Here is a 24,182-nt window from a genome sequence, read left to right on the forward strand (position 1 = left end):
CTTTTTTTTTGTATAGATGCCGGACGTGAACGTCAGTTCAGCGAAGCGCGCCAGTTTCTTGTATAATCTGCCGCTTCGAGGTGCGAAGGGGTGAACCCAGTGGCATTTCCTCGGTTTACTCCATACAGGAATACAGAATTATGATGCATAACGACGTCTTGCGCAGCGTGCGCCACATGCTTGATTTAAGCGAAGGCAGACTGATTGAGATCCTCAAAACGACCGGCGTGCCCGTCAGCCCGGAAGTGATGTCCCGCTATCTGAAAAAAGAGGACGAAGAGGGCTATATGGAAGTGCCTGACGAAGTCATGGCTAACTTCCTCAACGGTTTGATCACCTTCAAGCGTGGTAAAGACGACCGTTTCCCGGTGCCAGAAGTAGAAAAACGCGTTACCAACAACATCATGTTGAAGAAGCTGCGCGTGGCTTTTGAACTGAAAACCGAAGATATGCTGAGCGTGTTGGCCGCCGCCGATTTCAAAATGTCCGAAGGCGAACTGAGCGCGTTCTTCCGCAAAGAAGGCCACAAGAACTACCGTCCTTGCGGCGATCAGGTTCTGCGCTACTTCCTGAAAGGTTTGACCGCGCGAGTCCGCCCGTCTAAAGCCTAAAGCCAGCTGGCCGTCTTATCGGCTTTGCCGCAAATAAAAAGCCTGAGTGTGTTATGCACTCAGGCTTTTTTGTGTTGCGGCTCGCCGTATTATGCGGCTTCAGTCTGCCGTGGTTTCACCACTTTCTTCTCTTCCTGCTCTGGCTTTTTTGCCGCCAGCTCGTCGGCTTCGAACTCATCCACGTTGATAGAACGCAGGCGGCTCTCTTCGGCGCGGCTTAGAATTCGGGCTTCATCCGGGGTCAGATGACCAGCATCCAGCCCTTTTTGCGCCAGAATATCCAGACGGGTGAATGACAGCTTTTTACCCATCGCGTCGGACAGATGTTTATGCACCGGCTCGGCGGCCAAAATGTCCATCAGGGCTTGTTCCAACTGACCAATCGGGTTGTGCTCGCTTGGCGTCAGATACTGGCCGCGACCAATGCGGCTGCGGGTGGCTGATGGCACTTGCAGAATGCGCGCCAGCTCGTGGTCCAGTTGGTCAGAAGGGGCGGCCTGAGCACGGCCCAGCGGGAAGATAACAAAGCGCATCACGCCCGCTACCAGTCCGTTAGGGAAGTTACGCAGCAGCTCTTCAATGGCGATTTCCGCCTGATTCAGGCAGTCCTGCACGCCCCAATGCACCAGCGGCAGGTCTTCCTTGTTGCGACCTTCCTCTTCGTAGCGTTTCAGCGTCGCCGTCGCCAGATAGATTTGGCTGAGGATGTCACCCAAACGGGCCGAAATGCGCTCGCGGCGTTTCAGGCTGCCACCCAGCACGCCCATGGAGATATCGGACAGCAGGGCCAGGTTGGCACTCAGGCGGTTAATCTGCTGATAGTAGCGAGCCGTCGCGTCTTTGGCCGGCGTCTTGCTGGTGCGGCCGTTGGTCAGGCCCAGCCAGAAGCTGCGCACTTTGTTGCTGCCGACGTGGCCGATATGGCCGAACAGCGCGCGGTCGAAATCTTGCAGATCGTTGCTTTCCGCCGCCGCCATTTCACGCAGCACGTATGGATGGCAACGGATAGCGCCTTGGCCGAAGATAATCATGCTGCGAGTCAGGATGTTGGCGCCTTCTACCGTGATGGCAATTGGCGCACCCTGATAAGCACGGGCCACGAAGTTACTTTTGCCGAGCATAATGCCTTTACCGCCGGTGATATCCATGGCGTCCATCACGGCGCGCTGGCCACGGTGGGTACAGTGATATTTAACGATGGCTGACAGCACAGCCGGTTTTTCACCGAGCATAATGCCGTTGGTGATGAGCGTTGCCGCGGCATCCATGACATAGGCGTTACCGGCAATGCGCGCCAGCGGCTCTTCGATACCTTCCATTTTGCCGATAGGCAGTTTGAACTGGCGGCGAATATACGCATAAGCGCCGGTCGCCATCGCCAGTGATTTCAGGCTGCCGGTGGCGTTGGATGGCAGGGTGATACCGCGCCCAACCGACAGGCATTCAACCAGCATGCGCCAGCCCTGACCGGCCATTTTCGGACCACCGATGATGTAATCGATAGGCACGAAAATGTCTTTACCGCGCGTCGGACCATTTTGGAAAGGCACGTTCAGCGGGAAGTGACGGTGGCCGATTTCCACGCCTTGGGTATCCGTTGGGATCAGCGCACAAGTAATGCCCAGCTCAGTGGTATCCCCCAGCAGGTGGTCCGGGTCTTTCAACTTAAAGGCCAGTCCCAGCACGGTAGCGATAGGCGCCAGCGTGATATAGCGTTTGTTCCAGGTCAGGCGCATGCCCAGCACTTCTTTGCCTTCCCACTGGCCTTTACACACCACGCCAACGTCGGGAATGGCACCGGCATCAGAGCCTGCTTCCGGGCTAGTTAAGGCGAAGCAAGGGATTTCCAAACCTTGGGCCAGACGTGGCAGATAGTGATCTTTCTGCTCATCGGTGCCGTAATGTTGCAGCAGTTCGCCAGGGCCGAGGGAGTTAGGCACGCCGACGGTGATGGCCAAAATGCCGGATACACCCGCCAGCTTTTGCAGCACGCGAGCCTGAGCGTAAGCCGAGAATTCGAGGCCGCCGTACTCTTTCTTGATGATCATCGCGAAGAAGCGGTGCTCTTTCAAATAGGCCCACAGCTCTGGTGGCAGGTCTGCCAGCTCGTGGGTTATCTGGAAGTCATCCGCCATGCGGCAGGCTTCTTCCACCGGGCCGTCAATAAAGGCCTGCTCTTCTTCCGTCAGGCGCTGCTGCGGGTAGTCCTGCAACTTTTTCCAGTCAGGCGTGCCGCTGAACAGGTCGCCTTCCCACCAGGTGGTACCGGCTTCAATCGCCTCTTTTTCCGTGCGCGACATGCTTGGCATGACTTTACGGAAGGTGCGCAGAGCCGGCGCGGAGAACAGTGAACGGCGCAGTGCCGGAATGTTGAAAGGCAACAAGACGATTGCCAGCGGCACCAGCAGCCAGAGAGTCCACAGGTGAATTGCGCCCATGGCGGCAGTAAAAGCCAAAATAATCAAGCTACTAAGTTGTAAGTTCACCCGGTGATAGAACAACACACCGATGATAACGAGCAAGGCAACAATACTAAGAACCATCATGATAAATCTCCCCAGTTGTAGGAGGTCTGACCTGTTAGAGTGATATATTGGTTTTAGTTCAGGTCCATTTCTTTATCAATGTATTTACATCTTAATTACAACTTGGCTCACAAACCGATCGCACTAAGGGTCAAAATCACAAACATTCAGATTGATTACCGCTTCTTGGCTTCTCGCTGTTTCGGCAATCCGTTACACTGCGTGGCGGAACGTTTTATTGCTGAAAATGGACATAAAAAGAGGCTGCCATGTACCTGGATATTATCCGTAGTGAACTGAACGAAGCTGCTGACACACTGAATAAATTCATCAGTGACTCAGCAAACATTGAGTCAATTCAACGTGCTGCCGTGCTGCTAGCGGATTCTTTTAAAGCGGGCGGGAAGGTGATTTCCTGCGGTAATGGCGGTTCGCACTGCGACGCCATGCACTTCGCTGAAGAACTGACTGGCCGTTACCGTGAAAACCGCCCGGGCTATCCGGCAATTGCCATTTCTGACGTCAGCCACATTTCCTGCGTAGGTAACGACTTTGGTTTCGACCATATTTTCTCTCGTTATGTTGAAGCTGTAGGGCAGAAGGGCGACGTGCTGCTGGGGATCTCCACCTCTGGCAACTCCGCCAACGTGATCAAAGCGATTGAAGCGGCGCGCGCGAAAGGCATGAAAGTCATCACCCTGACCGGTAAAAACGGCGGCAAGATGGATGGCTCAGCTGACGTTGAAATTCGCGTACCGCACTTTGGTTTCGCGGATCGCGTACAGGAGATCCACATTAAAGTGATTCACATTTTGATTTTATTAATCGAAAAAGAGATGGCAAAAGCCTAAGGCTTTTGATGTAAAGGAGACTGGCAATGTGCGAATTGCTCGGGATGAGCGCCAACGTTCCTACTGATATCTGTTTTAGTTTCAGTGGGTTGGTGCAACGAGGTGGCGGTACGGGTCCGCATAAAGATGGCTGGGGTATTACTTTCTATGAAGGTAACGGTTGTCGCACCTTTAAAGATCCGCATCCGAGTTTTAATTCGCCCATTGCCCGTCTCGTTCAGGAGTATCCGATCAAATCCTGCGCGGTGATTTCACACATTCGTCAGGCGAATCGCGGCGAAGTGTCGCTGGAAAATACCCATCCCTTCACCCGTGAACTGTGGGGCCGCAACTGGACCTATGCACATAACGGGCAGCTGCGCGGCTATCGCCAGCTGGACACCGGCACTCTAAGGCCCATCGGCCAGACTGACAGTGAATTCGCTTTCTGCTGGTTACTGCATAAATTGACTGAGCGCTATCCGCGCACGCCGGGCAACTGGCCTGCGGTGTTTCGCTATATTGCGTCGCTGGCTGACCAAATGCGGCAGAAGGGCGTGTTCAATATGCTGTTGTCGGACGGGCGCTTCGTGATGGCTTACTGCTCGACCAATCTGTATTGGATCACGCGCAGAGCGCCGTTTGGCAAGGCAACGTTGTTGGATCAGGATGTGGAAATCGATTTTCAGCAGCAGACGACACCCAATGATGTCGTCACGGTGATCGCTACCCAGCCATTAACGGGTAACGAAACCTGGAACAAGATTGCGCCAGGTGAATTCGCCTTATTTCACTGTGGTGAACGCCAACTGTGATCCCAGCGGCGTGGTTTGCACCGGCTGAGTCAGTACATACTTACCTGAACTGACTACCACGTTTGGCGGCGTATGATACTTCTGGAAGTAGTCATAGCCCGGCTTCAACTCGTTCCAGAAACTGATGTAAGAAGAGTTTCTGTGCGACGCCATATTGGCATCCGTCATGCGGAACGGGTAAATGCTGATTTGCACGTTACGCTGGCCGTATTGGAAAGCCGCCTGCACATAAGTGAAAATTTCATCCATGTATTGATCGGTCATCGCATAACAGCCGATAGACTTACAGTTACCGTGGATCATTAAATATTTGCCGGAATAGCCCTGAGCCGTGTCGTAGGCATTCGGGAAACCGATGTTAATCGCGCGATAGAATTTGCTGTCAGGCTTTAAATGGTGAATATCGACGCTGTAAAAACCTTCCGGACTTTTGAAATCCCCTTCGCGGCGTTTATTTCCTAAACCGCCCGAGAAATCACAAATACCATAAGTGCCGATCAGGCGATATTCGCCCTGAAGTTCGGCATAAAGCTCAAGTTTGCGTTCCTGTTTAAAGATCTGGATATAAACCGGGGAACCCAAAAGTTTCTGTTTTAACGCTTGATCAACCGGGACAGGCTCACTGGCGGCCGCGGTGCCGAGGGTAAAAAGGGGCAAACTGAGGAGCATCGCAAGTAACAGCGCGATTCTGATCATTCTTATTCCTGCTTAACGATTCCCCTTGATAGTTGCTGTTGCTGCTGACATCGCGGCAATCTCAATTATGTGGGGTTTAGGTCTGATTATTTTGTCTACAGATACGAAGATCTTTAAGACCGCCACTGATATACAATCGGCATTAAACATGCATGATTCGATGCCATATTAATGCTGGTGGCTTTTTTAGCAATCCCACTAGGAATAAATTTACAGTTAAAGTGTGAAAAAATGATTTAGTTTACTTTTTGAGCAGATTTTTTGTGAATACCCCGACATTTCTGCCGGGGAATATCTTTAGCGAGGAATGTTTTTGAAGTCAGCCGGTGAATTCACTAACACGCCGTCAGCCCCCAACGCTTTGGCCTGTTGATAGTCAGCCTGATTATTAATGCCGATCAGAATAATGTGCGCCTCTCCCTGTGAACGGAAGCAGTCCATCGCCTCTTTATCCCACGCCAGCGTTGCTTTAGAGCGCGCCTCACCCAAGGTGTATTTTTCCACCACTTCCACTTCACGTTTCATTTCCAAAGCATACCAGCGGCTTTTGTCATCAGCTTTAATCTGGCACAAGTGCGCCATGGTGATATTAGCCAGCGCGGTGCGAGTGGTATCGCGGCTCTCAAAGCGTGGAATAGAGGCCGGAAGGGCTTCGAGATATTGGTTGTCGGTGGAGTAAATCCGCACTCTGCGCTGGCTATGCGTGTTGTCGAGCACCTTATTTAAGGCTTTCGCCATCTCAGCAGGGCTGGCGTCCGGCGTCTTGATATCAATATAGAAAGTGGTTTTTGGGAAGGCGTTGAGCACGGTTTCCAGACGAGGAATGCCGATGTTTTTACCACGATAAGGATGGTTATCGCCGCTGCCAAAGGCCCAGCCAGCGTCCATTTTTGACAATTCCAGTGCCGTGTACTGCGACACCGGCCCGTTCTGATTGGTCAGGGATTTTAAATCGGACGGGCGATACAGCACCGCGACGTTATCTTTGGAGAGCTGCACAGTGATCCAAATGGCATCCGCGCCATTTTTTAGCGCCAGTTCGATGGCGGGAACCGTGTTTTCTGGAGCATCAGCCGTGCCGCCGCGATGGGCAATGATCTGCGGCGCGCCGCTAATCGTTGCTGTAAAGCCAGTCAGCGGGAACAGGGCGCTGCACAACAGAGTGGTGCATAACAATTTTCGATTAAAGCTGATCATAACTAATTCCTTTTAGAGACAATGGAGCAATTAATATACAGCGTGATTGTGAAAATAATATTAAATCCATGCCTAAAAACGATTATTTCTCTTTATCCAATCTGAAATTGAGATAACTATTATTGGGATAAATAAGCGGTATTTTTAATATTTGTCTACCCTATGGTTTAATCGAGCGGACTTGAATTTCCATCTTGATACTGTATGCTTGTACAGTCATTGGGAGGGGCTATGCGTAAAATTATTCACGTCGATATGGATTGCTTCTTCGCGGCAGTTGAAATGCGCGACGATCCTTCATTGCGTGATATCCCCATTGCCATCGGCGGCAGCCGCGATCGCCGCGGTGTGATCAGCACGGCAAACTATCCGGCGCGCAAGTTTGGCGTCCATAGCGCGATGCCCACCGGCATGGCCCTCAAGCTCTGCCCGCACCTCAAAGTGATCCCCGGCCGGATGGAAGCCTATAAAGAAGCCTCCAACCATATTCGTGAAATCTTCTCCCGCTACACTTCGCTGATTGAACCCCTCTCGCTCGACGAGGCTTACCTCGATGTCTCTGAATCGACCCAGTGCAATGGCTCTGCAACGCTTATCGCCGCTGAGATCCGTCAGGCTATTTCTGATGAAATCAACCTCACGGCGTCGGCCGGGATCGCGCCCATCAAGTTCCTCGCTAAGATCGCCTCCGACTTAAATAAGCCCAACGGCCAGTTCGTGATAACGCCAGATAAAGTTGCCGACTTCTTGCAAGACCTGCCGCTGAGCAAAATCCCCGGCGTGGGCAAAGTGACGGCAAAACGTTTGCAGGAGCACGGCCTGATCACCTGTGGCGACGTGCAGCGTTATGATTTGGCGAAGCTGCTAAAAGGCTTCGGCAAGTTTGGTCGCGTGCTGTGGGAACGCTGTCAGGGCATCGACGAGCGCGAAGTCTCGTCAGAACGCCTGCGTAAATCTGTGGGGGTCGAACGCACGCTGGCCGAAGATATTCACAGTTGGGAAGAGTGCGTGGCACTGATCGACAGACTCTATCCCGAGCTAGAAACCCGGCTCAGCCGCGTTAGCCCTGATCTGCGAATTGCCCGGCAGGGTATAAAGCTGAAGTTTCACGATTTCCAGCAAACCACCCAAGAGCACGTGTGGCCGGTGTTGAATAAAAATGATTTGTTGAAGGTGGCGTATGAAGCTTGGGAACAGCGGCGGGGCGGTCGAGGTGTACGGCTAGTGGGGTTACATGTGACTTTGCAAGATCCGCAGATCGAGAGGCAGTTGCTGCTGCCTTGGGAGTAAGGCTGAAAACGATTTATCTTCTTTGGTTTTGTTTTGATTCCTCCCCCTTTTCAGAGGGAGGAAAAGAAACTATTACTTACGCTCTGGGATCGCTTTCAGCAGGGCGGTCAGCAGCTTCCAGTACAGGTCAACGCTTTCGATCTCAACTTGCTCATCCGGCGAGTGTGGGCCAGTGATGGTTGGGCCGATAGACACCATGTCCATGTCTGGATATGGCTTTTTGAACAGACCACATTCCAGACCGGCATGGATAACCATGATGTTTGGCGTCTTGTCGAACAGCTGCTGGTAGGTTTCGCGTACCAGCGTCATGACCGGAGAGCTTGGCTCTGGTTTCCAGCCAGGATAGCTGCCTTTCGCCAAAGTTTTAGCGCCAGCCAGCTGGCCGAGAGAAGTCAGCATGCTGACTACGTACTCTTTGCCACTGTCGATCAGGGAGCGGATCAGGCAGTTGATCGCCACTTCGCCGTCGGTCATGGTGACAACGCCGACGTTCAGAGAGGTTTCAACTACGCCTTTCACGTCGTCGCTCATGCGGATCACGCCGTTTGGCGTGGCGTTGAGCAATGACAGGAAGTGGTGCTGGTTCTCTTTGTTCAGCGCTTTTGCGTCGCTTTGCGCCGCTTCTACTACGAAAGCAATTTTCTTCTCAACCGCAGCCAGTTCGAATTGAACCGTCGCCAGAAACTCTTGGGCAGCGGCTTTCAGCGCGTCGGCTTTGTCAGCAGCAACGGCAACGATCGCAATGGCTTCGCGTGGGATAGCGTTACGCAGCGTACCGCCAGTGAAGTCAATCAGGCGCAGGCCGTGAGCTTCAGCGTTGTCAGCCAGGAAGCGAGCAAGCAGTTTGCTGGCGTTGCCCAGACCTAAGTGAATGTCAGCGCCGGAGTGGCCGCCTTTCAAGCCTTTGAAGGTCAGTTTCAGCAGGCTGTAGCCCGCAGGAACGGCTTCGCGAGTCAGGGAAAGGGTAGAGGTGAAGTCGATGCCACCGGCGCAACCCATGTAGATTTCGCCCTCGGTTTCTGAGTCAGTGTTGATCAGAATTTCAGACTGTAACCAGTTTGGCTGAAGGCCGAATGCGCCTGCCATGCCGGTTTCTTCGGTCATGGTCAGCAGCACTTCCAGCGGGCCGTGCTCCACGGATTCGTCAGCCAATACTGCCAGCGCAGAGGCTAAACCAATGCCGTTATCAGCACCCAGCGTGGTGCCGCGTGCTTTTACCCAACCGTTATCAATGTACGGCTGGATGGGATCTTTGGTGAAATCGTGAACAGTGTCGTTGTTCTTCTGCGGCACCATGTCGAGGTGAGCCTGCAGGGCGACGGCTTTACGATTTTCCATGCCTTTAGTGGCTGGCTTACGCAATAATATGTTGCCGACTTCATCACGCTCAGCGTGAATACCTTTTTCCTGTGCCCATTCAACGATGTGTTTTGCCAGCGCTTCTTCATGATAAGAAGGGTGTGGAATCGAGCAAACTTTGGCAAAAATATCCCACAGCGGTTGTGGCGAAAGTTGAGACAATTCAGACACTATGAGTCTCCTGTAACAGTCAGCTCAGTCAGAAGGCATTGGCCGGTGAACTGATTGAGATGCTGTAGGTTTAAGGTTAATTATTCATCCGATCCAGTTGCCATCCTGTGTGGCGGCTGGTCAAACAGAATATCACTTAATCCTAAGCTGTGCGCGTAAGGCAGTGGAAAATCCTTGGGGTTTGCGGGGTTCCGGCCTCATAACCGCTGGTTTTTGTGAGCTGGACTCACTATAATCTCGCGCAACCTTTTTTCTTCCCCCCGAATACATTTTTAGAAGCCGTCATTTCACTGGCTGGGACACCTATATGAGCGAAAAATACGTTGTAACTTGGGACATGCTGCAAATCCACGCCCGCACCATGGCAAAACGCCTGCTGCCGGCAGAACAATGGAAAGGCATCATCGCGGTGAGCCGTGGCGGTTTAGTTCCTGCCGCCCTGTTGGCCCGTGAACTGTGCATTCGTCACGTTGATACCGTGTGCATCTCAAGCTACGACCACGACAATCAGCGCGAAATGAAAGTGCTGAAACGCGCCGAAGGTGACGGTGAAGGCTTCATCGTAGTTGACGACTTAGTAGATACCGGCGGCACCGCCAAAGCTATTCGCGATATGTATCCGAAAGCGCACTTCATCACCATGTTCGCCAAGCCGGCCGGTGCGCCGCTGGTTGATGACTACGTGATTGATATTCCGCAGGACACGTGGATTGAGCAGCCGTGGGATATGGGGATTGCTTTTGTCCCTCCTTTAGTCGGCAAATAAAATCCTCGTCATCCTTCGAGCTGTCTCTGCGTTGGCTGCCTCACCCCAGTCACTTACTGGAGTAGGCTCCTGAGGATTCGGTTCGTTGCCGTCTGGACACAACTCGAATGATTTAGAGGATTTTGAGCTGGATTGAGAGTATACAATCCCAAAAAACGCCTGACCTTTTGGTTGGGCGTTTTTGTTTTTGGATGGCGTTCATTTCATCGCGCTTGACCTGCGTCCTGAGTTATCGCAACGTGTCCCTGTTATAATTCTCGTCCACGCAGCTGGTTAACGGAGGATTTTGCATCATGGCACCAGCCAACCTTACGGAAAAACTGTTCAAACCCACCTTCAAATATCCTGAAACCTCGACGCTGGTTCGTCGCGTGCACCACGCCGGAGTGAATACCCTGCACTCGGCGCTGGAAGGGGACTCGGCGCCTTGCTGGTATCGCACGATTAACCGTTTGATGTGGTTGTGGCGCGGTGTGGATCCGCTGGAAGTGGAAGAGGTGCTGTCGCGCATTGCCGTTTCTACCGCCAAGCGCAGCGACGAACGTTTACTGGATACCGTGATTGGTTATCGTGGCGGTAACTGGATTTATGAGTGGTCGCAGCAGGGTATGGCGTGGCAACAAAAAGCGCTAGAGGCGCAAGATTTGGCCCTTGCCAGCGAGTATTGGCTCAAAGCCGCCAACCTTTATAGCATTGCGGGCTATCCTCATCTGAAAGGCGACACGCTGGCCGAACAGGCCGAAGTGCTAGCCAACAAGGCTTTCGAGCAGTCTGCTTTAAACTCACCGTATCAATTGAAAGAGATCGACTTCGCCATTGAAGGCGGCAGTGCGATCACCGGTTTCCTGCATCTGCCCAATGAAGGCAAAGCGCCATTCCCAACGGTGTTGGTGTGTGGCGGTTTAGACACCTTACAGAGTGACCATCAGCGGCTGTTTCGCGACTACCTTGCGCCGCGTGGCATTGCCATGTTGACCATCGACATGCCGTCGATTGGCTTCTCCGCCAAGTGGAAACTGACGCAGGACACCAGCTTCCTGCATCAACAAGTATTGAAGAAACTGACCGACGTGGTGTGGATAGACTCGACCAAAGTCAGCCTGCTCGGCTTCCGCTTTGGCGCCAACGTCGCCGTGCGTCTGGCCTATTTAGAGCCGCGACGAGTTCGCGCTGTGGCCACCCTCGGCGCGTTAGTTCATACGCTATTATTTGACGCCAAATGTCAGGACAAAGTGCCCGACATGTATATGGACGTGCTGGCCAGCCGGCTGGGGATGTCCAATGCCAGCGACAGCGCGCTGAAGACTGAACTTAATAGGTATTCTCTGAAAACGCAGGGCCTGCTGGGGCGCAGAACGCCGACGCCAATTATCGCCGGTTATTGGGATCAAGACCCTTTCAGCCCGAAAGATGAATCGCGTTTAATCGTTGATTCTTCGGGGGATGGCAAACTGTTGAGCATTAAAAGAGAGCCGCTTTATCAGAATTTCGACAAGGCGCTCCATGATATTTGTGATTGGTTATCGGCTCACATGCGTTAAACGAAAAGGTTGCTAATTCTTAAGGGTTTGCTACAAATAAAGCCCCAAAAAGGAGAATGTGTAATGACGTTACCAAGTGGTCACCCTAAAAGTAGGCTAATGAAACGTTTCGGCACGCTGGGGCCCTATATCAGGGAAGCCAAGTGCGAGAACGATCGCTTTTTCTTCGACTGTTTGGCGGTATGCGTTAACGTAAAACCCGCGCCGGAGAAGCGTGAATTCTGGGGCTGGTGGATTGAGCTTCAGGCTGAAGAAGAGCGTTTTACTTATGTTTATCACTTCGGGTTGTTCGACAAAGAGGGCGACTGGAAGGAGCAAAACATTAAAGATGCTGAAGTGCGTGACAAGCTGGAGACTACGCTGCGTGGCTTCCACAAAAACCTCAACGCCATGATTGTCGAGATGTCGTTGAAGCTCGAACCTGCAGAAGATTTTGGCGACGAACCTTTGAAACTGTCGGCCTAAAGTCCGCGATTTTCCCCTGTCTGAACCCTGCAATTTAGCGTTATGCCCTGCGGCATAACGCTGTTCTCCTTTTCCAAAGACAACAGTACACTTCATCATTTAAACTCTATTCAATTCTTCAAACGCAAACGGCAGAAAGATTATGAGTGGCAGCCAAACATTGGTTGTAAAACTGGGCACTAGCGTGCTCACCGGCGGCTCCCGTCGCCTTAATCGTGCTCACATTGTTGAGCTGGTTCGCCAGTGCGCGCAGCAACACGCGGCAGGGCACAGAATTGTTATCGTGACGTCGGGCGCTATCGCCGCCGGGCGCGAACATCTGGGCTACCCCGAACTCCCCGCCACCATCGCCTCCAAGCAGTTATTGGCGGCGGTGGGGCAGAGCCGTTTGATTCAACTGTGGGAACAGCTGTTTTCCATTTATGGCATTAATGTCGGCCAGATGCTGCTGACTCGCGCCGACATGGAAGACCGCGAGCGCTTCCTCAACGCGCGTGACACCATGAACGCGCTGCTCGATAACCATATCGTGCCGGTCATTAATGAAAACGACGCCGTTGCCACCGCCGAGATTAAAGTCGGTGACAATGACAACCTGTCGGCGCTGGCGGCGATTTTAGCCGGTGCGGACAAACTGCTGTTGCTGACTGACCAGCGCGGCCTGTTCACCGCCGACCCGCGCAACAACCCGCAGGCTGAGTTGATTCGCGAAGTGACCGCCATCGATGACGCCCTGCGCGGCATCGCGGGCGACAGCGTATCAGGCCTCGGCACCGGCGGCATGGCCACCAAACTGCAAGCCGCCGACGTGGCGTGCCGCGCCGGCGTCGACACCATTATTGCCGCCGGTAACCTGCCGGGCGTGATTGCCGACGTCATCAATGGCGTGTCAGTGGGGACTCGCTTCCACGCCATGCAAACCCCGCTGGAGAACCGCAAACGCTGGATCTTCGGCGCGCCGCCTGCGGGTGAAATTACTATTGATGATGGCGCGGTTGCCGCCATGCTGGAGCGCGGCAGCTCGCTCCTGCCGAAGGGCATCCGTGAAGTGAAAGGCGATTTCTCGCGAGGGGAGGTGATCCGCATTCGCAATCTGACTGGTCGCGATTTGGCCCACGGGGTCACACGCTATAACAGCGACGCGATGCGCATGATTGCCGGTCACCACTCCCAGCAGATTAGCGAAATCCTCGGTTACGAGTATGGCCCGGTCGCCGTGCACCGTGACGATATGATTGTCAGTTAAGACTGATTTTTAAGGATATACCCATGTTAAACGCAATGGGCCAGGCCGCCAAACAGGCCTCTTATACGCTTTCTACACTGAGCACCGCGCAGAAGAACCACGCGCTGCAAGTCATTGCCGATATGCTGGAGGCCAATAGCCAGAGCATTATTCAGGCCAACGAATTAGACATGTCCGCCGCCCGTGCCAGCGGCATGAGCGAAGCCTTGCTCGACCGCCTGCTGCTGACCCCTGCGCGCCTGGCCGCCATCGCCAGCGATGTGCGCGACGTGTGCCGCCTGAGCGACCCGGTCGGCCAGATTATTGACGGCTCGACCCAAGACAGCGGCCTAAAGCTGGAGCGCCGCCGCGTGCCTTTGGGCGTGGTCGGAGTGATTTACGAAGCGCGTCCCAACGTCACCATTGACGTCGCCAGCCTGTGCCTGAAAACCGGCAACGCGGCGATTCTGCGCGGTGGCAAAGAGACGCATCACACCAATCAGGCGACGGTAAAAGTGATTCAGCAGGCGCTGGAGCAGTGTGGTCTGCCTCGCGCGGCGGTGCAGGCGATTGAAAGCCCGGATCGCCAGCTGGTCGCCGAGATGCTGCGTCTGGACAAATATATCGACATGCTGATCCCGCGCGGCGGCGCGGCGCTGCACAAGCTGTGCCGCGAGCAGTCGACCATTCCGGTGATCACCGGCGGTATCGGCGTGTGTCACACCTTTGTTGATGAGAGTGTGGATTTCGCCAAAGCGCTGACCCTGATTGAAAGCGCCAAAGTTCAGCGCCCAAGTGCCTGTAACAGCCTCGAGACCCTGCTGGTTCATCAGGCTATCGCCGCCCGTTTCCTGCCAGAGCTGAGTGCCAAAATGCATGCCGCTGGCGTCACGCTGCACGCCAGCGAATCGGCGCTGCCTTATCTGCAAAATGGCGCGGCGAAGGTAGTGGCAGTGACGGAAGAAGATTATCAGGATGAGTGGCTATCGCTGGATTTGAACGTCACGCTGGTGGCGGATATCGACGAGGCTATCGCCCATATCCGTAAATACGGCACCGAGCACTCCGACGCTATTCTGACGCGCTCTATCAGTCAGGCCGACCGTTTCGTCAATGAAGTGGACTCCTCGGCGGTTTACGTCAACGCCAGCACCCGCTTCACCGACGGCGGACAGTTTGGTTTAGGCGCCGAAGTGGCGGTCAGCACGCAAAAACTTCACGCCCGTGGCCCAATGGGCTTAGAAGCGCTGACCACCTACAAGTGGATTGGCTACGGCGACGATTTAGTGCGTCCATAAAAGCCAAAAAATAGCCCCGAATCACCGGGGCTATTAACAAAAACTATACAGAAATCATCATTTCCAAGCCTTCCATCACCCGCTCTGACGAGAAAAGCAGCAGTCGATTCTTTGCCTCTTGACTTGCGACTCGGATTTCAATAATTTGTCACCCCGAAGTAACCCGCAGTAAAAATGCCGACTTAGCTCAGTAGGTAGAGCAACTGACTTGTAATCAGTAGGTCACCAGTTCGATTCCGGTAGTCGGCACCATTTCAAAGCAAGCCCCCTCTAGATTTATCCTTATTTATTAATCACCACCGATTTGCGATGAGTAAACGCCAGATAGCTGTAATGCCCGTGATATTCACCCACGCCTGAGTTACCGATGCCGCCGAATGGCAGATACGGTGAGCTTGCCTGCTGCATGACGCCATTCACGATGGCATCGCCCGAAGGGATTTTGGACGTGATTTTACGGCCTTTCTCAATGTCATTGGTAAAGACATAAGCCGCCAGAGGTTTAGGGTGGTGCTGGTTCACGCCATCAATCGCCTGGTTAATATCCGTAAAGGTCATAACGGGCAAAACCGGGCCAAACAGCTCTTCACGCATTAATGCGTCATCCCAATCCACATTATCCACCACGGTCGCCTGCATATGGCGGGTTGCGACATTGGCCTCGCCGCCATAGATGACTTCCCCTTGGGTCTGCTCAAGCATGCCGGTCAATCTTTCAACCTGTTTGCTCGAAACCAGCTTACCGATTGAATCGACGTTAGGTATGGCGGTTTTGATACGCTCAACCAGTTTGGCGAGCAGGGCGTCTTTTACGCTTTCGTGGGCCAACACGTAGTCCGGTGCAACACAGGTTTGGCCGCTGTTGGAGAATCGGCCGAAGGTCAGCATATCCACTGCGCGATCTAAATTGGCATCTTCCAACACGATAAATGGCGATTTCCCGCCCAGTTCGAGGATCACCGGCGTCAGGTTTTTGGCTGCGGCGGTCATGACAATCTTCCCAACCGCAGGGCTGCCGGTGAAGAAGATGAAGTCAAACGGCAGGCTCAGTAGAAATTCATTCTCGTCACGGCCCCCTTGGATAACCCCAATGTACTCTTCATCAAATACAGACTGAATGATCTTCTGGATAACCCGCGCAGTTTCTGGAACGGATTCGGAAGGTTTGATGACGGCGGTATTGCCACCCGCAATCGCCCCCAGCAGTGGGCAAAACACCAGATTGATCGGGTAGTTGAACGGGCCAATGATGTAGCTGACCCCAAAGGCTTCGTGCTCAATAAAGGCTTCAGAGAAGGTGGTGCCAGGATAAGAAGGCACGGTTTCTGGCACTGCCCATTCGTCGAGATGCGCTAGGGTGAAATCCAGTTCTGAGATGACCCGGCCTATCTCGGTGCGATCAACCAGATCCTTGGATTTACCGAGGTCGCTATCCAACGCGGCATACAGGTCTGGGGTATGATCGACAATAGACTGCTTGAGCTTTTGCAGGCTTTCCTTTCTGAAGGCAACGCTTTTGGTTGCTTCAGTTTTGAAGAAATTCTTCTGCTTGGTGAAAACGGCTTGAATGGTCGAGTTATCAGTTTTTAACATGTCAGTTCTCCGGCACCTGGTTCAATGTTTACAATCAATCATAGACAGCGATGACTCTGGCGGCTCTAAAGCTAAGTGCACATCCATTTAGTCTACTTGGTGGTCGTGGCACTCTCCTAGGTTCCAATTGTTACCATCCGGCACGGCCGCCCATCCTCAGTGCACCCCCTGCCTTTTTTCCGTGCAGTGCTAGCAATCACCGCGATCCCTACGCTCAATTCCCTCTGTTCACCTCTCTGCTTCACGCCGCGAAAAGCTTGTATTCAAGTCAGTATCCATAAGCCCGCTAGCTATTTCTTACTCTCATTTTGTGAAGTCGATCAAATAGTGGCCTGCTTTATGCATTTCTCACCACATTGGATAGTCATGTGGGTTTGATAAGGCAGCGCGGCGATGAACGAGATCCTGAATTTTGATGCACACAAGCTGGCGCGGCTGATTCGCCAACGCGAACTGTCTGCGGTGGAAGTCACCACGGCGTCGCTTGAGCAGATGCAGCAGCTCGAGCCCACTCTGCACGCCTTCTGCACCCCAACGCCTGAGCTGGCGATGGCGCAGGCGAAAGCGATCGATCTCAAACTGGCGAAAGGTGAAACCGTCGGGCCACTGGCCGGGGTTCCTCTTGCAGTAAAAGACCTGATTAACACCGCCGGGGTGAAAACCACCTCCGGCTCTTTCGTCTATGAACACTTTATTCCCGACGAAGATGACATCGTGGTCGAACGCGTGCGTAACGCCGGGGCGGTTATCCTCGGCAAAACCACTGCGCCAGAATTTGGATACAGCGGCGTGGGCCACAACCCGTTGTTCGAATCGCCGCGCAACCCGTGGGATATCAGCAAAACCCCCGGTGGCTCCAGCGCGGGTTCCGGCGTGGCGTTGGCGGCACGCATGTGCCCGCTGGCGCTGGGCAGCGACGGCGGCGGCTCGGTGCGCATTCCGGCGGCCCACTGTGGCGTCTATGGCTTGAAAGCCTCAATGGGGCGAGTACCGCTCTATCCGGGGTGCCGCGACGAACGCTATCCGGGCGTCTCTAGCTGGGAATCCCTCGAGCACATTGGCCCGATGACCCGCAGCGTGGCCGACGCCGCGTTAATGATGTCAGTAATTGCTGGCCCTGACGCCCGCGACCGACACTCGATTCCAGCAGGCGATGTCGACTGGCTGGGCGCAACCCAACGCGACATCAAAGGCCTGCGCGTCGCCGTCAGCGCCGACTGGGGATATGCCGCCGTCGACCCTGAAGTGCGCGACGTCTTTGCTCAGGCGGTCAGCGTGTTTGAACGCGAGCTGGGCTGCGTGGTGGAGTACGCCCATCCCGGCTTTAGCGACCCGCGCCGGGCCTTTATGGCCCTGGTGGCGATGGACACCGACTTAGTCGGCATGCGCCGCCTGCTGCCGGAGTTCGGCGACAGGATGTCTCCGCACCTGGTGGATATGCTGACCCGCAACTGGACGGCGGAGGACTTCACCAACGCCATCACCGAGCGCAAAGCCGTGACCAACCAGATGTGGCGCTTTATGCAGCGTTACGACCTGCTGCTGACGCCAACGCTGGCCGTCGCGCCATTTCCTCTACACATGCAGGGGCCGGAAGTGATTGAAGGCCGCATGGTCGCCAATAACGAATGGCTGAGCCTCTGCTTCCCAATGAATTTAACCGGCCAGCCAGCGGCCTCTGTTCCTGCTGGTTTTACCCCGTCTGGATTGCCCGTCGGCTTACAGCTGGTGGGGCGGCATTTGGATGATGCCACTGTTCTTGCCGCCAGTGCGGCGTTTGAGCAAGCGCAGCCGTGGAACCACCTGCAACCCGGTGTTCTGTCGCGCTGATTTTTCATCTTATTGACCAGGAATCGCCACTATGAAAACTAACAACAAAAACGACGCAGCGGGAAAAGGGCTTGAGCAGGAGTTTGAGCACAGCCCGGTTCCGCTCACCCATCGCCACTCAACTCGCTCGGTGTCCGCCGTGTGGTTTGGCTTCCCGATGATCCTCACCAACGCGCTGTTCGGCGGCATCATCACCTGGCACCTCGGTTTTTGGCCCGCGATAGCCGCCATCCTGCTGGGTAACCTGGTGCTGTTTGGCTATGTCGGCGCGCTGAGCCACTTCGCCGGTTCAACCGGGCTGAACTTTGCTCTGCAAGCCAAAAAGACCTTTGGTACCAAGGGTTACGGCTGGGTGTCCGGTTTTCTCTCCACCGTGGTGATTGGCTGGTACGCCTTCCAGACGGGCTTAACCGGCACGGTTATTCATGAAACTTTTGGCTGGAATGAGCTGGGCGTCAGCGCCTTCGCCGCCGTGCTCTACATTGGCATCACCTTTCTCGGCGTGCGCGCGCTCTCCCTGCTGGGCATGATTGCCGCGCCGATGTACGTGATCCTCGGGCTGGTGGCGCTGTGGCTTATCTCCGGCACCCATGACTTAACGCAGATTGTGAACTGGCACGGTTCGGCGGCAGTGGCCGGTGGCATGACCATGGGCACGGCAGTGACGATGGTGGTGGCAGGCTTTGCTGACTCCGGCACCATGACCGCTGACTTCACCCGTTGGTCGAAGGACGGCAAGTCGGCGGTGATCGCCGCATTCTCGGCTTTCCCTGTGGCTAACGTGATTTCCTATCTGTTTGGCGTGGTGATTGTCGCGGCGGGCGCGGCTATCGATCCGCTGCAAAACGGCGGCAACTTCCTCTCTCTGTTAATGGGCCACGGCGCGCTGCTGGAAGTGCTGGCCTTCGTCTTCGTGTTCATCAACCTCGGCTCGGTCTGTACTCACTGCCTGTATAACGGCGCAATGGGCTTCAGCCACCTGTTCGGCAGCAAGATGCGTTTATGGACGGTGATTCTGGGCGCGATTGGCGGCGTGCTGGCGCTGATTGGCGTTTGGCACTACTTCCTGAACTGGCTGAGCCTGCTCGGCGTGGCCGTCCCGCCGTTTGGTGCGGTGATGATTGTTGACCTGATCCTGATGGGTGAAATCAGCCGCCTGCGCACCGAGCAGCGCGTCCGCGCCAGCGCCTTTGTGGCATGGGCCATCGGCACCTGCTGCGCCACCGTCGCACATATTTGGTTCCCGTCAGTGGGCGAGGCCATTGTTGGGCTGGTGGCCGGTGCTGTCTCTTATTACGCAATCACCATGCTGGCAATTAAATCGCCGTTCGTCGCGCTGGAGAAGAAATAAATGGCCGAATTTACTGTTAACGCTGACCCGTACCGCTGGCCGTTCGACGGCTCGCTGTCTGCCGCGAACACGGCGCTTATCGTCATCGATATGCAAACCGATTTTTGCGGCAAGGGCGGTTATGTCGACACCATGGGCTATGACATTGCCTTGACGCGCGCGCCGATTGCGCCGATTGCCTCGGTGCTGGCCGCGATGCGTGCGCAGGGCTTCACCATTATTCACACCCGCGAAGGGCATCGCCCGGATCTCAGCGATTTGCCCGCCAATAAACGCTGGCGCTCGAAGCAGATTGGCGCGGAGATTGGCTTTGCCGGGCCTTGCGGGCGCATCTTGGTGCGCGGCGAGCCGGGTTGGGAAATCATCCCCGAGCTGGCGCCTTTGGCTAATGAAATCATCATCGACAAGCCGGGCAAAGGCTCGTTTTACGCCACCGATCTAGAGCTGGTGCTGCACACGCGTGGCATCAAAAACCTGATCATTACCGGCATCACCACCGATGTTTGCGTGCACACCACGCTGCGCGAAGCCAACGATCGCGGTTTCGAATGCATGGTGCTGTCTGACTGCTGCGCGGCGACGGAGCAAAAGCATCACGAAGCGGCACTCAGCATGATCAAAATGCAGGGCGGGATCTTCGGCGCGGTGGCGGATTCCGCCACGCTGCTGGATGCCCTCGCCACGGCGTAACCTTTTCCTGACAGCTTCGGCCAAGAATTTTAAACCTCAAAGCGTGAGCGCTTCGTTTGAATATTTTTACAATATCGAACAGAGTTGATTGAAGCGCTCACGTGAGTGAGAAAGGCCAATGTTGTCATGGAGAAGAGTCGAATGAACGCAGTAGGCTATGTCAGTAGCGATGCCATTCGCGCCAATTTTTCGCGCGCGATGTCCGACATGTATAAGACGGAAGTTCCGCTCTATGGCACCTTGATGGGGCTGGTGGCCGACACCAATCAACAGGTAATGACGCAGTCGCCGGAGATAGCCAGCAGTCTGGCGCAGACCGGCGAGTTGCAGCGTCTGGATATGGAGCGGCATGGCGCGATCCGCGTCGGCACCGCCGAGGAGCTGGCGACCCTGCGGCGGTTGTTCGCCGTGATGGGCATGGAGCCGGTGGGCTATTACGATTTGAGTTCTGCCGGAGTGCCGGTTCATTCCACCGCCTTTCGCGCGGTCCACGAAGCCTCGCTGCAAGTCAGCCCGTTCCGCGTTTTTACTTCTCTACTCCGACTTGAACTTATCGAAGACCCGGCGCTGCGCGACTTTGCCAGCAAAGTGTTGGCGAAACGCAATATTTTCACCCCACGCGCCCTTGAGCTGATTGAGCAGCACGAGCGCGACGGCGGCCTCGGGCCGCAGCATGCCGACGAGTTTGTGCAGCAGGCGCTGGAAACTTTCCGCTGGCACCCTACTGCGACCGTCACGCTGGAGGAGTATCAGCAGCTTAATGGGCAGCATCGCCTGATTGCCGACGTGGTGGCTTTTCGCGGGCCGCACATTAACCACCTGACGCCGCGCACGCTGGATATCGATCACGTTCAGGCCGATATGCCCAAACGCGGCATTCCGCCGAAAGCGGTGATTGAAGGGCCGCCGCGCCGTCAATGCCCCATCTTGCTACGCCAGACCAGCTTCAAAGCGCTGGATGAAAAGATCACTTTTAAAGGTCAGGCGGCAGGGGAGTCCGGTAGCCACTCGGCGCGCTTTGGCGAGATAGAACAGCGCGGGGTGGCGCTGACCGCCAAGGGGCGGGCGCTTTACGACGAGCTGCTCAACCAAGCGCGAGAAGAGCTTGGGGCGTTTCCCAATGAGGCCAATGCGGCGCAGTACGTGGCGATTCTGGAGAAGGTGTTTGCCGCCTTCCCCGACAACTACGCCGAGCTGCGCCAGCAGGAGTTGGCTTATTTCCGTTACTTCGTCGGAGAAAAGTCCGAGCAAAGTTTTGACTCGCTGGAGCAGGCGATTCAGGCCGGGGCAGTCTCTTTCGAACCGCTGGTGTATGAAGATTTTCTTCCCGTCAGTGCGGCAGGGATTTTCCAATCAAATCTGGGAGATAGCGCCCGTTCTCACTACGTAGCCCACTCCAACAAGCATGAGTTCCATAAGGCGTTAGGGCGCGAAACCATAGATGAGCTGGCGCTTTATGCCGACACTCAGGGGCGCTCATTACAGGAGTGCGCGCGGGTGTTGAGGCTTTCGCTGTAACCTTCTCCCCACTCCGCGAGTGGGGAGAGTTCCACTGTTACTCGCGCACTTCATCCCACGTCAGGCCAAAACGAGCCAAATATTTACGCAGCCGGTCGGCGTCGTTCGGCTGCTTCTTCTGTTCACGCGACACGGCAAACAGCCGACGGCCCTGTTAGCAGCATCGGTACGTAAAGGTGTTATTGCGAGTCTCAAAGCCTGACTTCAGTAAAGAGATCGAACGCTGCTGCTCGTGCAGCCCCACCTCGGTGCGTGAATGATTTTTCATCGATGTTTTTCAATTGGTTGACGATAAATAATTAAGACAGAATGAATTTGCATGCTATTCGCGCCAGAGATAGCAACAAAACTAACAAAAAGAGCAGAAAAAATAGCGAACAAACTTGTTAGGGTTCACCAACTTATGATACGCACCACGGCACACGAAAGACAGCGATGTCATTGACGCCGAGTTTCGCAGGCTCTAGATGCTCTGTTATACCGCACAGTAATGGGTAGTGACGTCCGGCAGAATGTCGATTAAAAGGATCAATAAAATGATGGCATGGTTAGAGAAGATATTGGGTAATAGAAAGCAAACCAATCGGGAGTTGGTGATAGCCAAAATGAAAAAAATCCGACAAACATCATCCCCTGTAGGATGGGAAAAAATGGCTGGCCTAGCCGTCGGTGGCTTAACTGAGGTTGGGTTTTCTAAACAGACAAATTTACTGTTGGTGATCTCTTCATCTGGCAGAAGCGTGGTGGATTGTAATACCGGAGATAAAATTGCCAGAGATTATGAAGAATATGGCGATTGGTATGACTCAATCAATATGACATGTTTGGGTATTGGCCCGCTTTCTGACGAAGAAGTGACAATATCAGGCTTGTGTGGCGGTGGCCTACCCTTAGTCAACTATAGGGGAGAAACGATAGAGCGGATTGCCCCCGAATGGCCGGTAGAAGAATTGGTTTTTTGTCCGCCTGGAAAGTCTGCTTTTTGGGAGGAGCACCAGCAAGATTGCTGTCGATTTTATTCTAGCTTTTTGATTACCTGTGGTTTTTCGTGGGACGGGCAGTTCATGATTTGTGCGACTTCCAGCGATATTGATATTTGGAAGCGAACCAATGCGATTGCTTAGAAGCACATTAACGACTGGTTTACTGCCGGAGCCATTACATGTCTTATGACTTAAGCGTTTATTTAAAACGCAGCAATATGCCTTCTCCTGAGCAGTGGCGTCAGGCGATTCATGATGCGGGCTTTGCCGTCGATTTGGACGCGGATTTTGATATAAAGACGTTTGGTGGTTTTTTACCTTGCCCGGTAGACGGCAAGGTCTCGGGCTTTGAACTTACTTTTGCAGAGTGTGATCGTGAGGAAATCGAAGAGTCCGGTCTTCCCTCAGACCTCGATTTTACCGTGGTATTTTCCATTGGAAGTAACCCGCTCGAGATGATCTCTGCGTTAATTGCTTCAGGCGTGTTGGCACAACTTAGCGAAGGTTGGTTGGTCGACCCGCAGGCCGGTCAGTCGATTCCGGCTAACGAAGCCCTTGAGCAGGGGAGACTATTACTGGCAGAGTCTTGCTCTGCAAATGAAGAACAGCCAGCGAAGACTTCATCAAATAAGAAAGTCTGGTGGAAGTTCTGGTAAACCCTCCATCAACGCGCTCAAACCCAACCCAAAAAAAAGCCCGCACTGCTAGCGGGCCAAGTGTCCTTGCTTGAGATACGGCTCTTGGGTCGATGGGCTGCATTCTAAAGCGTCTGGGGAAAAACCAGCTATAACAGTGGATTAAAAAAACTAACGAACAGTGGCGGCAAATATTTGTTCACACTCGGCGGCTTCTTTTCGGCGCAATTAACGTTATCTTGATAAGAATTAGCACGCTTCGCCTTAGCAATATCAACCCCAGATGTAGCAACTAAAAGGATCATTATGTCTAAAATTTATCAGGCATTAGAAGACGCTGGCTGGGTTTTGCCGCCAGAGCTGGTTCCGCCTCCGGGCGTGGTTTTCCCGTTCAAAGCCGTGCGGATAGTGAATAACCGCGCCTACGTGTCGGGGCATGGGCCGCAAAATGCCGATGGCTCGCTGTATACCACGCTTGGCAAAGTCGGGCGGGAAGTGAGCGAGGAGCAGGCCTACAGGGCGGCGCAGCTCACCGCGCTATCGATTCTCGGTAGCCTGCACCGCGAACTTGGCTCACTGGACAGAATTGTGGCGTGGAATCGCCTGTTCGGCATGGTCAATGCCGCGCCGGGCTTCAACCGTCTGCCGCCGGTGATAAACGGCTGCTCCGACGTTATCCTGCGCGTCTTCGGCCCAGAGATTGGCGCTCACAGCCGCAGCGCCGTGGGGCTGGCGGAACTGCCGTTTGATATCCCGGTAGAAATCGAGGCGGAAGTCGAAATCCGTTAAC

At 54.3% G+C, this 24,182-nt stretch carries 21 protein-coding genes, 1 tRNA gene and 1 pseudogene; 17 read left to right on the plus strand and 6 right to left on the minus strand.

Annotated elements, in window-relative coordinates; translation table 11 throughout:
- Nucleotides 1–140: 140 nt before the first annotated feature.
- Nucleotides 141–611, plus strand: a complete 471-nt coding sequence (locus tag V2154_RS04050; protein WP_353501158.1) for a YehS family protein — start codon at nucleotides 141–143, stop codon at nucleotides 609–611.
- Nucleotides 612–700: 89 nt separating this feature from the next.
- Here V2154_RS04050 and fadE read toward each other — a convergent pair whose 3' ends face one another.
- Complete coding sequence (gene fadE / locus V2154_RS04055) at nucleotides 701–3,157, minus strand: acyl-CoA dehydrogenase FadE (protein ID WP_353501159.1); 2,457 nt, start codon at nucleotides 3,155–3,157, stop codon at nucleotides 701–703.
- Nucleotides 3,158–3,405: 248 nt separating this feature from the next.
- On the opposite strand from fadE, the gene lpcA reads away from it, so the two are divergent.
- Both lpcA and V2154_RS04065 read left to right on the plus strand, forming a co-directional pair.
- A complete protein-coding gene (gene lpcA, locus V2154_RS04060; RefSeq protein ID WP_353501160.1) occupies nucleotides 3,406–3,987 on the plus strand; it encodes a D-sedoheptulose 7-phosphate isomerase in 582 nt (193 codons plus the stop codon).
- A gap of 26 nt (nucleotides 3,988–4,013) precedes the next feature.
- A complete protein-coding gene (locus tag V2154_RS04065) occupies nucleotides 4,014–4,781 on the plus strand; it encodes a class II glutamine amidotransferase (RefSeq protein ID WP_034787904.1) in 768 nt (255 codons plus the stop codon).
- On the opposite strand, the gene dpaA is transcribed toward V2154_RS04065, so the two are convergent.
- Complete coding sequence (gene dpaA / locus V2154_RS04070; RefSeq protein ID WP_034787907.1) at nucleotides 4,752–5,477, minus strand: peptidoglycan meso-diaminopimelic acid protein amidase; 726 nt, start codon at nucleotides 5,475–5,477, stop codon at nucleotides 4,752–4,754. The genes V2154_RS04065 and dpaA overlap by 30 nt on opposite strands.
- A gap of 297 nt (nucleotides 5,478–5,774) precedes the next feature.
- Nucleotides 5,775–6,674: a glycerophosphodiester phosphodiesterase family protein gene (locus V2154_RS04075; protein WP_353501161.1), complete on the minus strand. Its 900-nt coding sequence runs from the start codon at nucleotides 6,672–6,674 to the stop codon at nucleotides 5,775–5,777.
- 231 nt (nucleotides 6,675–6,905) lie between these two features.
- On the opposite strand from V2154_RS04075, the gene dinB reads away from it, so the two are divergent.
- Nucleotides 6,906–7,964, plus strand: a complete 1,059-nt coding sequence (gene dinB / locus V2154_RS04080; protein ID WP_353501162.1) for a DNA polymerase IV — start codon at nucleotides 6,906–6,908, stop codon at nucleotides 7,962–7,964.
- A gap of 72 nt (nucleotides 7,965–8,036) precedes the next feature.
- On the opposite strand, the gene pepD is transcribed toward dinB, so the two are convergent.
- A complete protein-coding gene (gene pepD / locus V2154_RS04085) occupies nucleotides 8,037–9,497 on the minus strand; it encodes a beta-Ala-His dipeptidase (RefSeq protein ID WP_353501163.1) in 1,461 nt (486 codons plus the stop codon).
- Nucleotides 9,498–9,804: 307 nt separating this feature from the next.
- Here pepD and gpt point away from each other — a divergent pair, with 307 nt between their 5' ends.
- The 6 genes from gpt (at nucleotide 9,805) to V2154_RS04115 (ending at nucleotide 15,044) form a co-directional block, all read left to right on the plus strand.
- Nucleotides 9,805–10,263, plus strand: coding sequence for a xanthine phosphoribosyltransferase (gene gpt / locus V2154_RS04090; protein WP_353501164.1), 459 nt, complete (start codon nucleotides 9,805–9,807; stop codon nucleotides 10,261–10,263).
- A 293-nt stretch (nucleotides 10,264–10,556) separates the two neighbouring features.
- A complete protein-coding gene (gene frsA, locus V2154_RS04095; RefSeq protein WP_353501165.1) occupies nucleotides 10,557–11,804 on the plus strand; it encodes an esterase FrsA in 1,248 nt (415 codons plus the stop codon).
- Nucleotides 11,805–11,867: 63 nt separating this feature from the next.
- Entirely contained in the window at nucleotides 11,868–12,269 is a 402-nt protein-coding gene (gene crl / locus V2154_RS04100; protein WP_034787922.1) for a sigma factor-binding protein Crl, read from the plus strand.
- A gap of 142 nt (nucleotides 12,270–12,411) precedes the next feature.
- Entirely contained in the window at nucleotides 12,412–13,515 is a 1,104-nt protein-coding gene (gene proB, locus V2154_RS04105; RefSeq protein WP_353501166.1) for a glutamate 5-kinase, read from the plus strand.
- Between the two features lie 23 nt (nucleotides 13,516–13,538).
- Nucleotides 13,539–14,792, plus strand: coding sequence for a glutamate-5-semialdehyde dehydrogenase (proA, locus tag V2154_RS04110; RefSeq protein ID WP_353501167.1), 1,254 nt, complete (start codon nucleotides 13,539–13,541; stop codon nucleotides 14,790–14,792).
- 176 nt (nucleotides 14,793–14,968) lie between these two features.
- A tRNA-Thr gene (locus V2154_RS04115) sits at nucleotides 14,969–15,044 on the plus strand.
- A 30-nt stretch (nucleotides 15,045–15,074) separates the two neighbouring features.
- Here V2154_RS04115 and mdlD read toward each other — a convergent pair.
- Nucleotides 15,075–16,385 (minus strand): NAD(P)-dependent benzaldehyde dehydrogenase MdlD, encoded by a 1,311-nt coding sequence (mdlD, locus tag V2154_RS04120; RefSeq protein ID WP_353501168.1) that lies wholly within the window; start codon nucleotides 16,383–16,385, stop codon nucleotides 15,075–15,077.
- Nucleotides 16,386–16,778: 393 nt separating this feature from the next.
- On the opposite strand from mdlD, the gene V2154_RS04125 reads away from it, so the two are divergent.
- The 4 genes from V2154_RS04125 (at nucleotide 16,779) to hglS (ending at nucleotide 21,774) form a co-directional block, all read left to right on the plus strand.
- On the plus strand, nucleotides 16,779–18,215 hold the full coding sequence (locus V2154_RS04125) for an amidase (RefSeq protein WP_353501169.1): 1,437 nt from the start codon (nucleotides 16,779–16,781) through the stop codon (nucleotides 18,213–18,215).
- A 31-nt stretch (nucleotides 18,216–18,246) separates the two neighbouring features.
- Nucleotides 18,247–19,566 carry a purine-cytosine permease family protein gene (locus tag V2154_RS04130; protein ID WP_353501170.1) on the plus strand — a complete coding sequence of 440 codons (1,320 nt, stop codon included), beginning with the start codon at nucleotides 18,247–18,249 and terminating at the stop codon, nucleotides 19,564–19,566.
- Complete coding sequence (gene biuH / locus V2154_RS04135; RefSeq protein WP_353501171.1) at nucleotides 19,567–20,256, plus strand: biuret amidohydrolase; 690 nt, start codon at nucleotides 19,567–19,569, stop codon at nucleotides 20,254–20,256.
- Between the two features lie 141 nt (nucleotides 20,257–20,397).
- Nucleotides 20,398–21,774 carry a 2-oxoadipate dioxygenase/decarboxylase HglS gene (hglS, locus tag V2154_RS04140; RefSeq protein WP_353501172.1) on the plus strand — a complete coding sequence of 459 codons (1,377 nt, stop codon included), beginning with the start codon at nucleotides 20,398–20,400 and terminating at the stop codon, nucleotides 21,772–21,774.
- Nucleotides 21,775–21,811: 37 nt separating this feature from the next.
- Here the strand turns inward: hglS and V2154_RS24930 are convergent.
- Nucleotides 21,812–21,925: pseudogene (locus V2154_RS24930) on the minus strand (hypothetical protein); the annotation flags it as partial.
- A gap of 385 nt (nucleotides 21,926–22,310) precedes the next feature.
- Between V2154_RS24930 and V2154_RS04145 the strand changes: the two are divergent.
- From V2154_RS04145 to V2154_RS04155, 3 genes are all read left to right on the plus strand, one after another.
- A complete protein-coding gene (locus V2154_RS04145; protein WP_353501173.1) occupies nucleotides 22,311–22,898 on the plus strand; it encodes a hypothetical protein in 588 nt (195 codons plus the stop codon).
- Between the two features lie 38 nt (nucleotides 22,899–22,936).
- Nucleotides 22,937–23,413 carry a hypothetical protein gene (locus V2154_RS04150; RefSeq protein ID WP_353501174.1) on the plus strand — a complete coding sequence of 159 codons (477 nt, stop codon included), beginning with the start codon at nucleotides 22,937–22,939 and terminating at the stop codon, nucleotides 23,411–23,413.
- Nucleotides 23,414–23,698: 285 nt separating this feature from the next.
- Entirely contained in the window at nucleotides 23,699–24,181 is a 483-nt protein-coding gene (locus V2154_RS04155) for a RidA family protein (protein ID WP_353501175.1), read from the plus strand.
- Nucleotide 24,182 lies beyond the last annotated feature (1 nt).

The sequence above is a fragment of the Ewingella sp. CoE-038-23 genome (assembly GCF_040419245.1).
Lineage (GTDB): Bacteria > Pseudomonadota > Gammaproteobacteria > Enterobacterales > Enterobacteriaceae > Ewingella > Ewingella allii.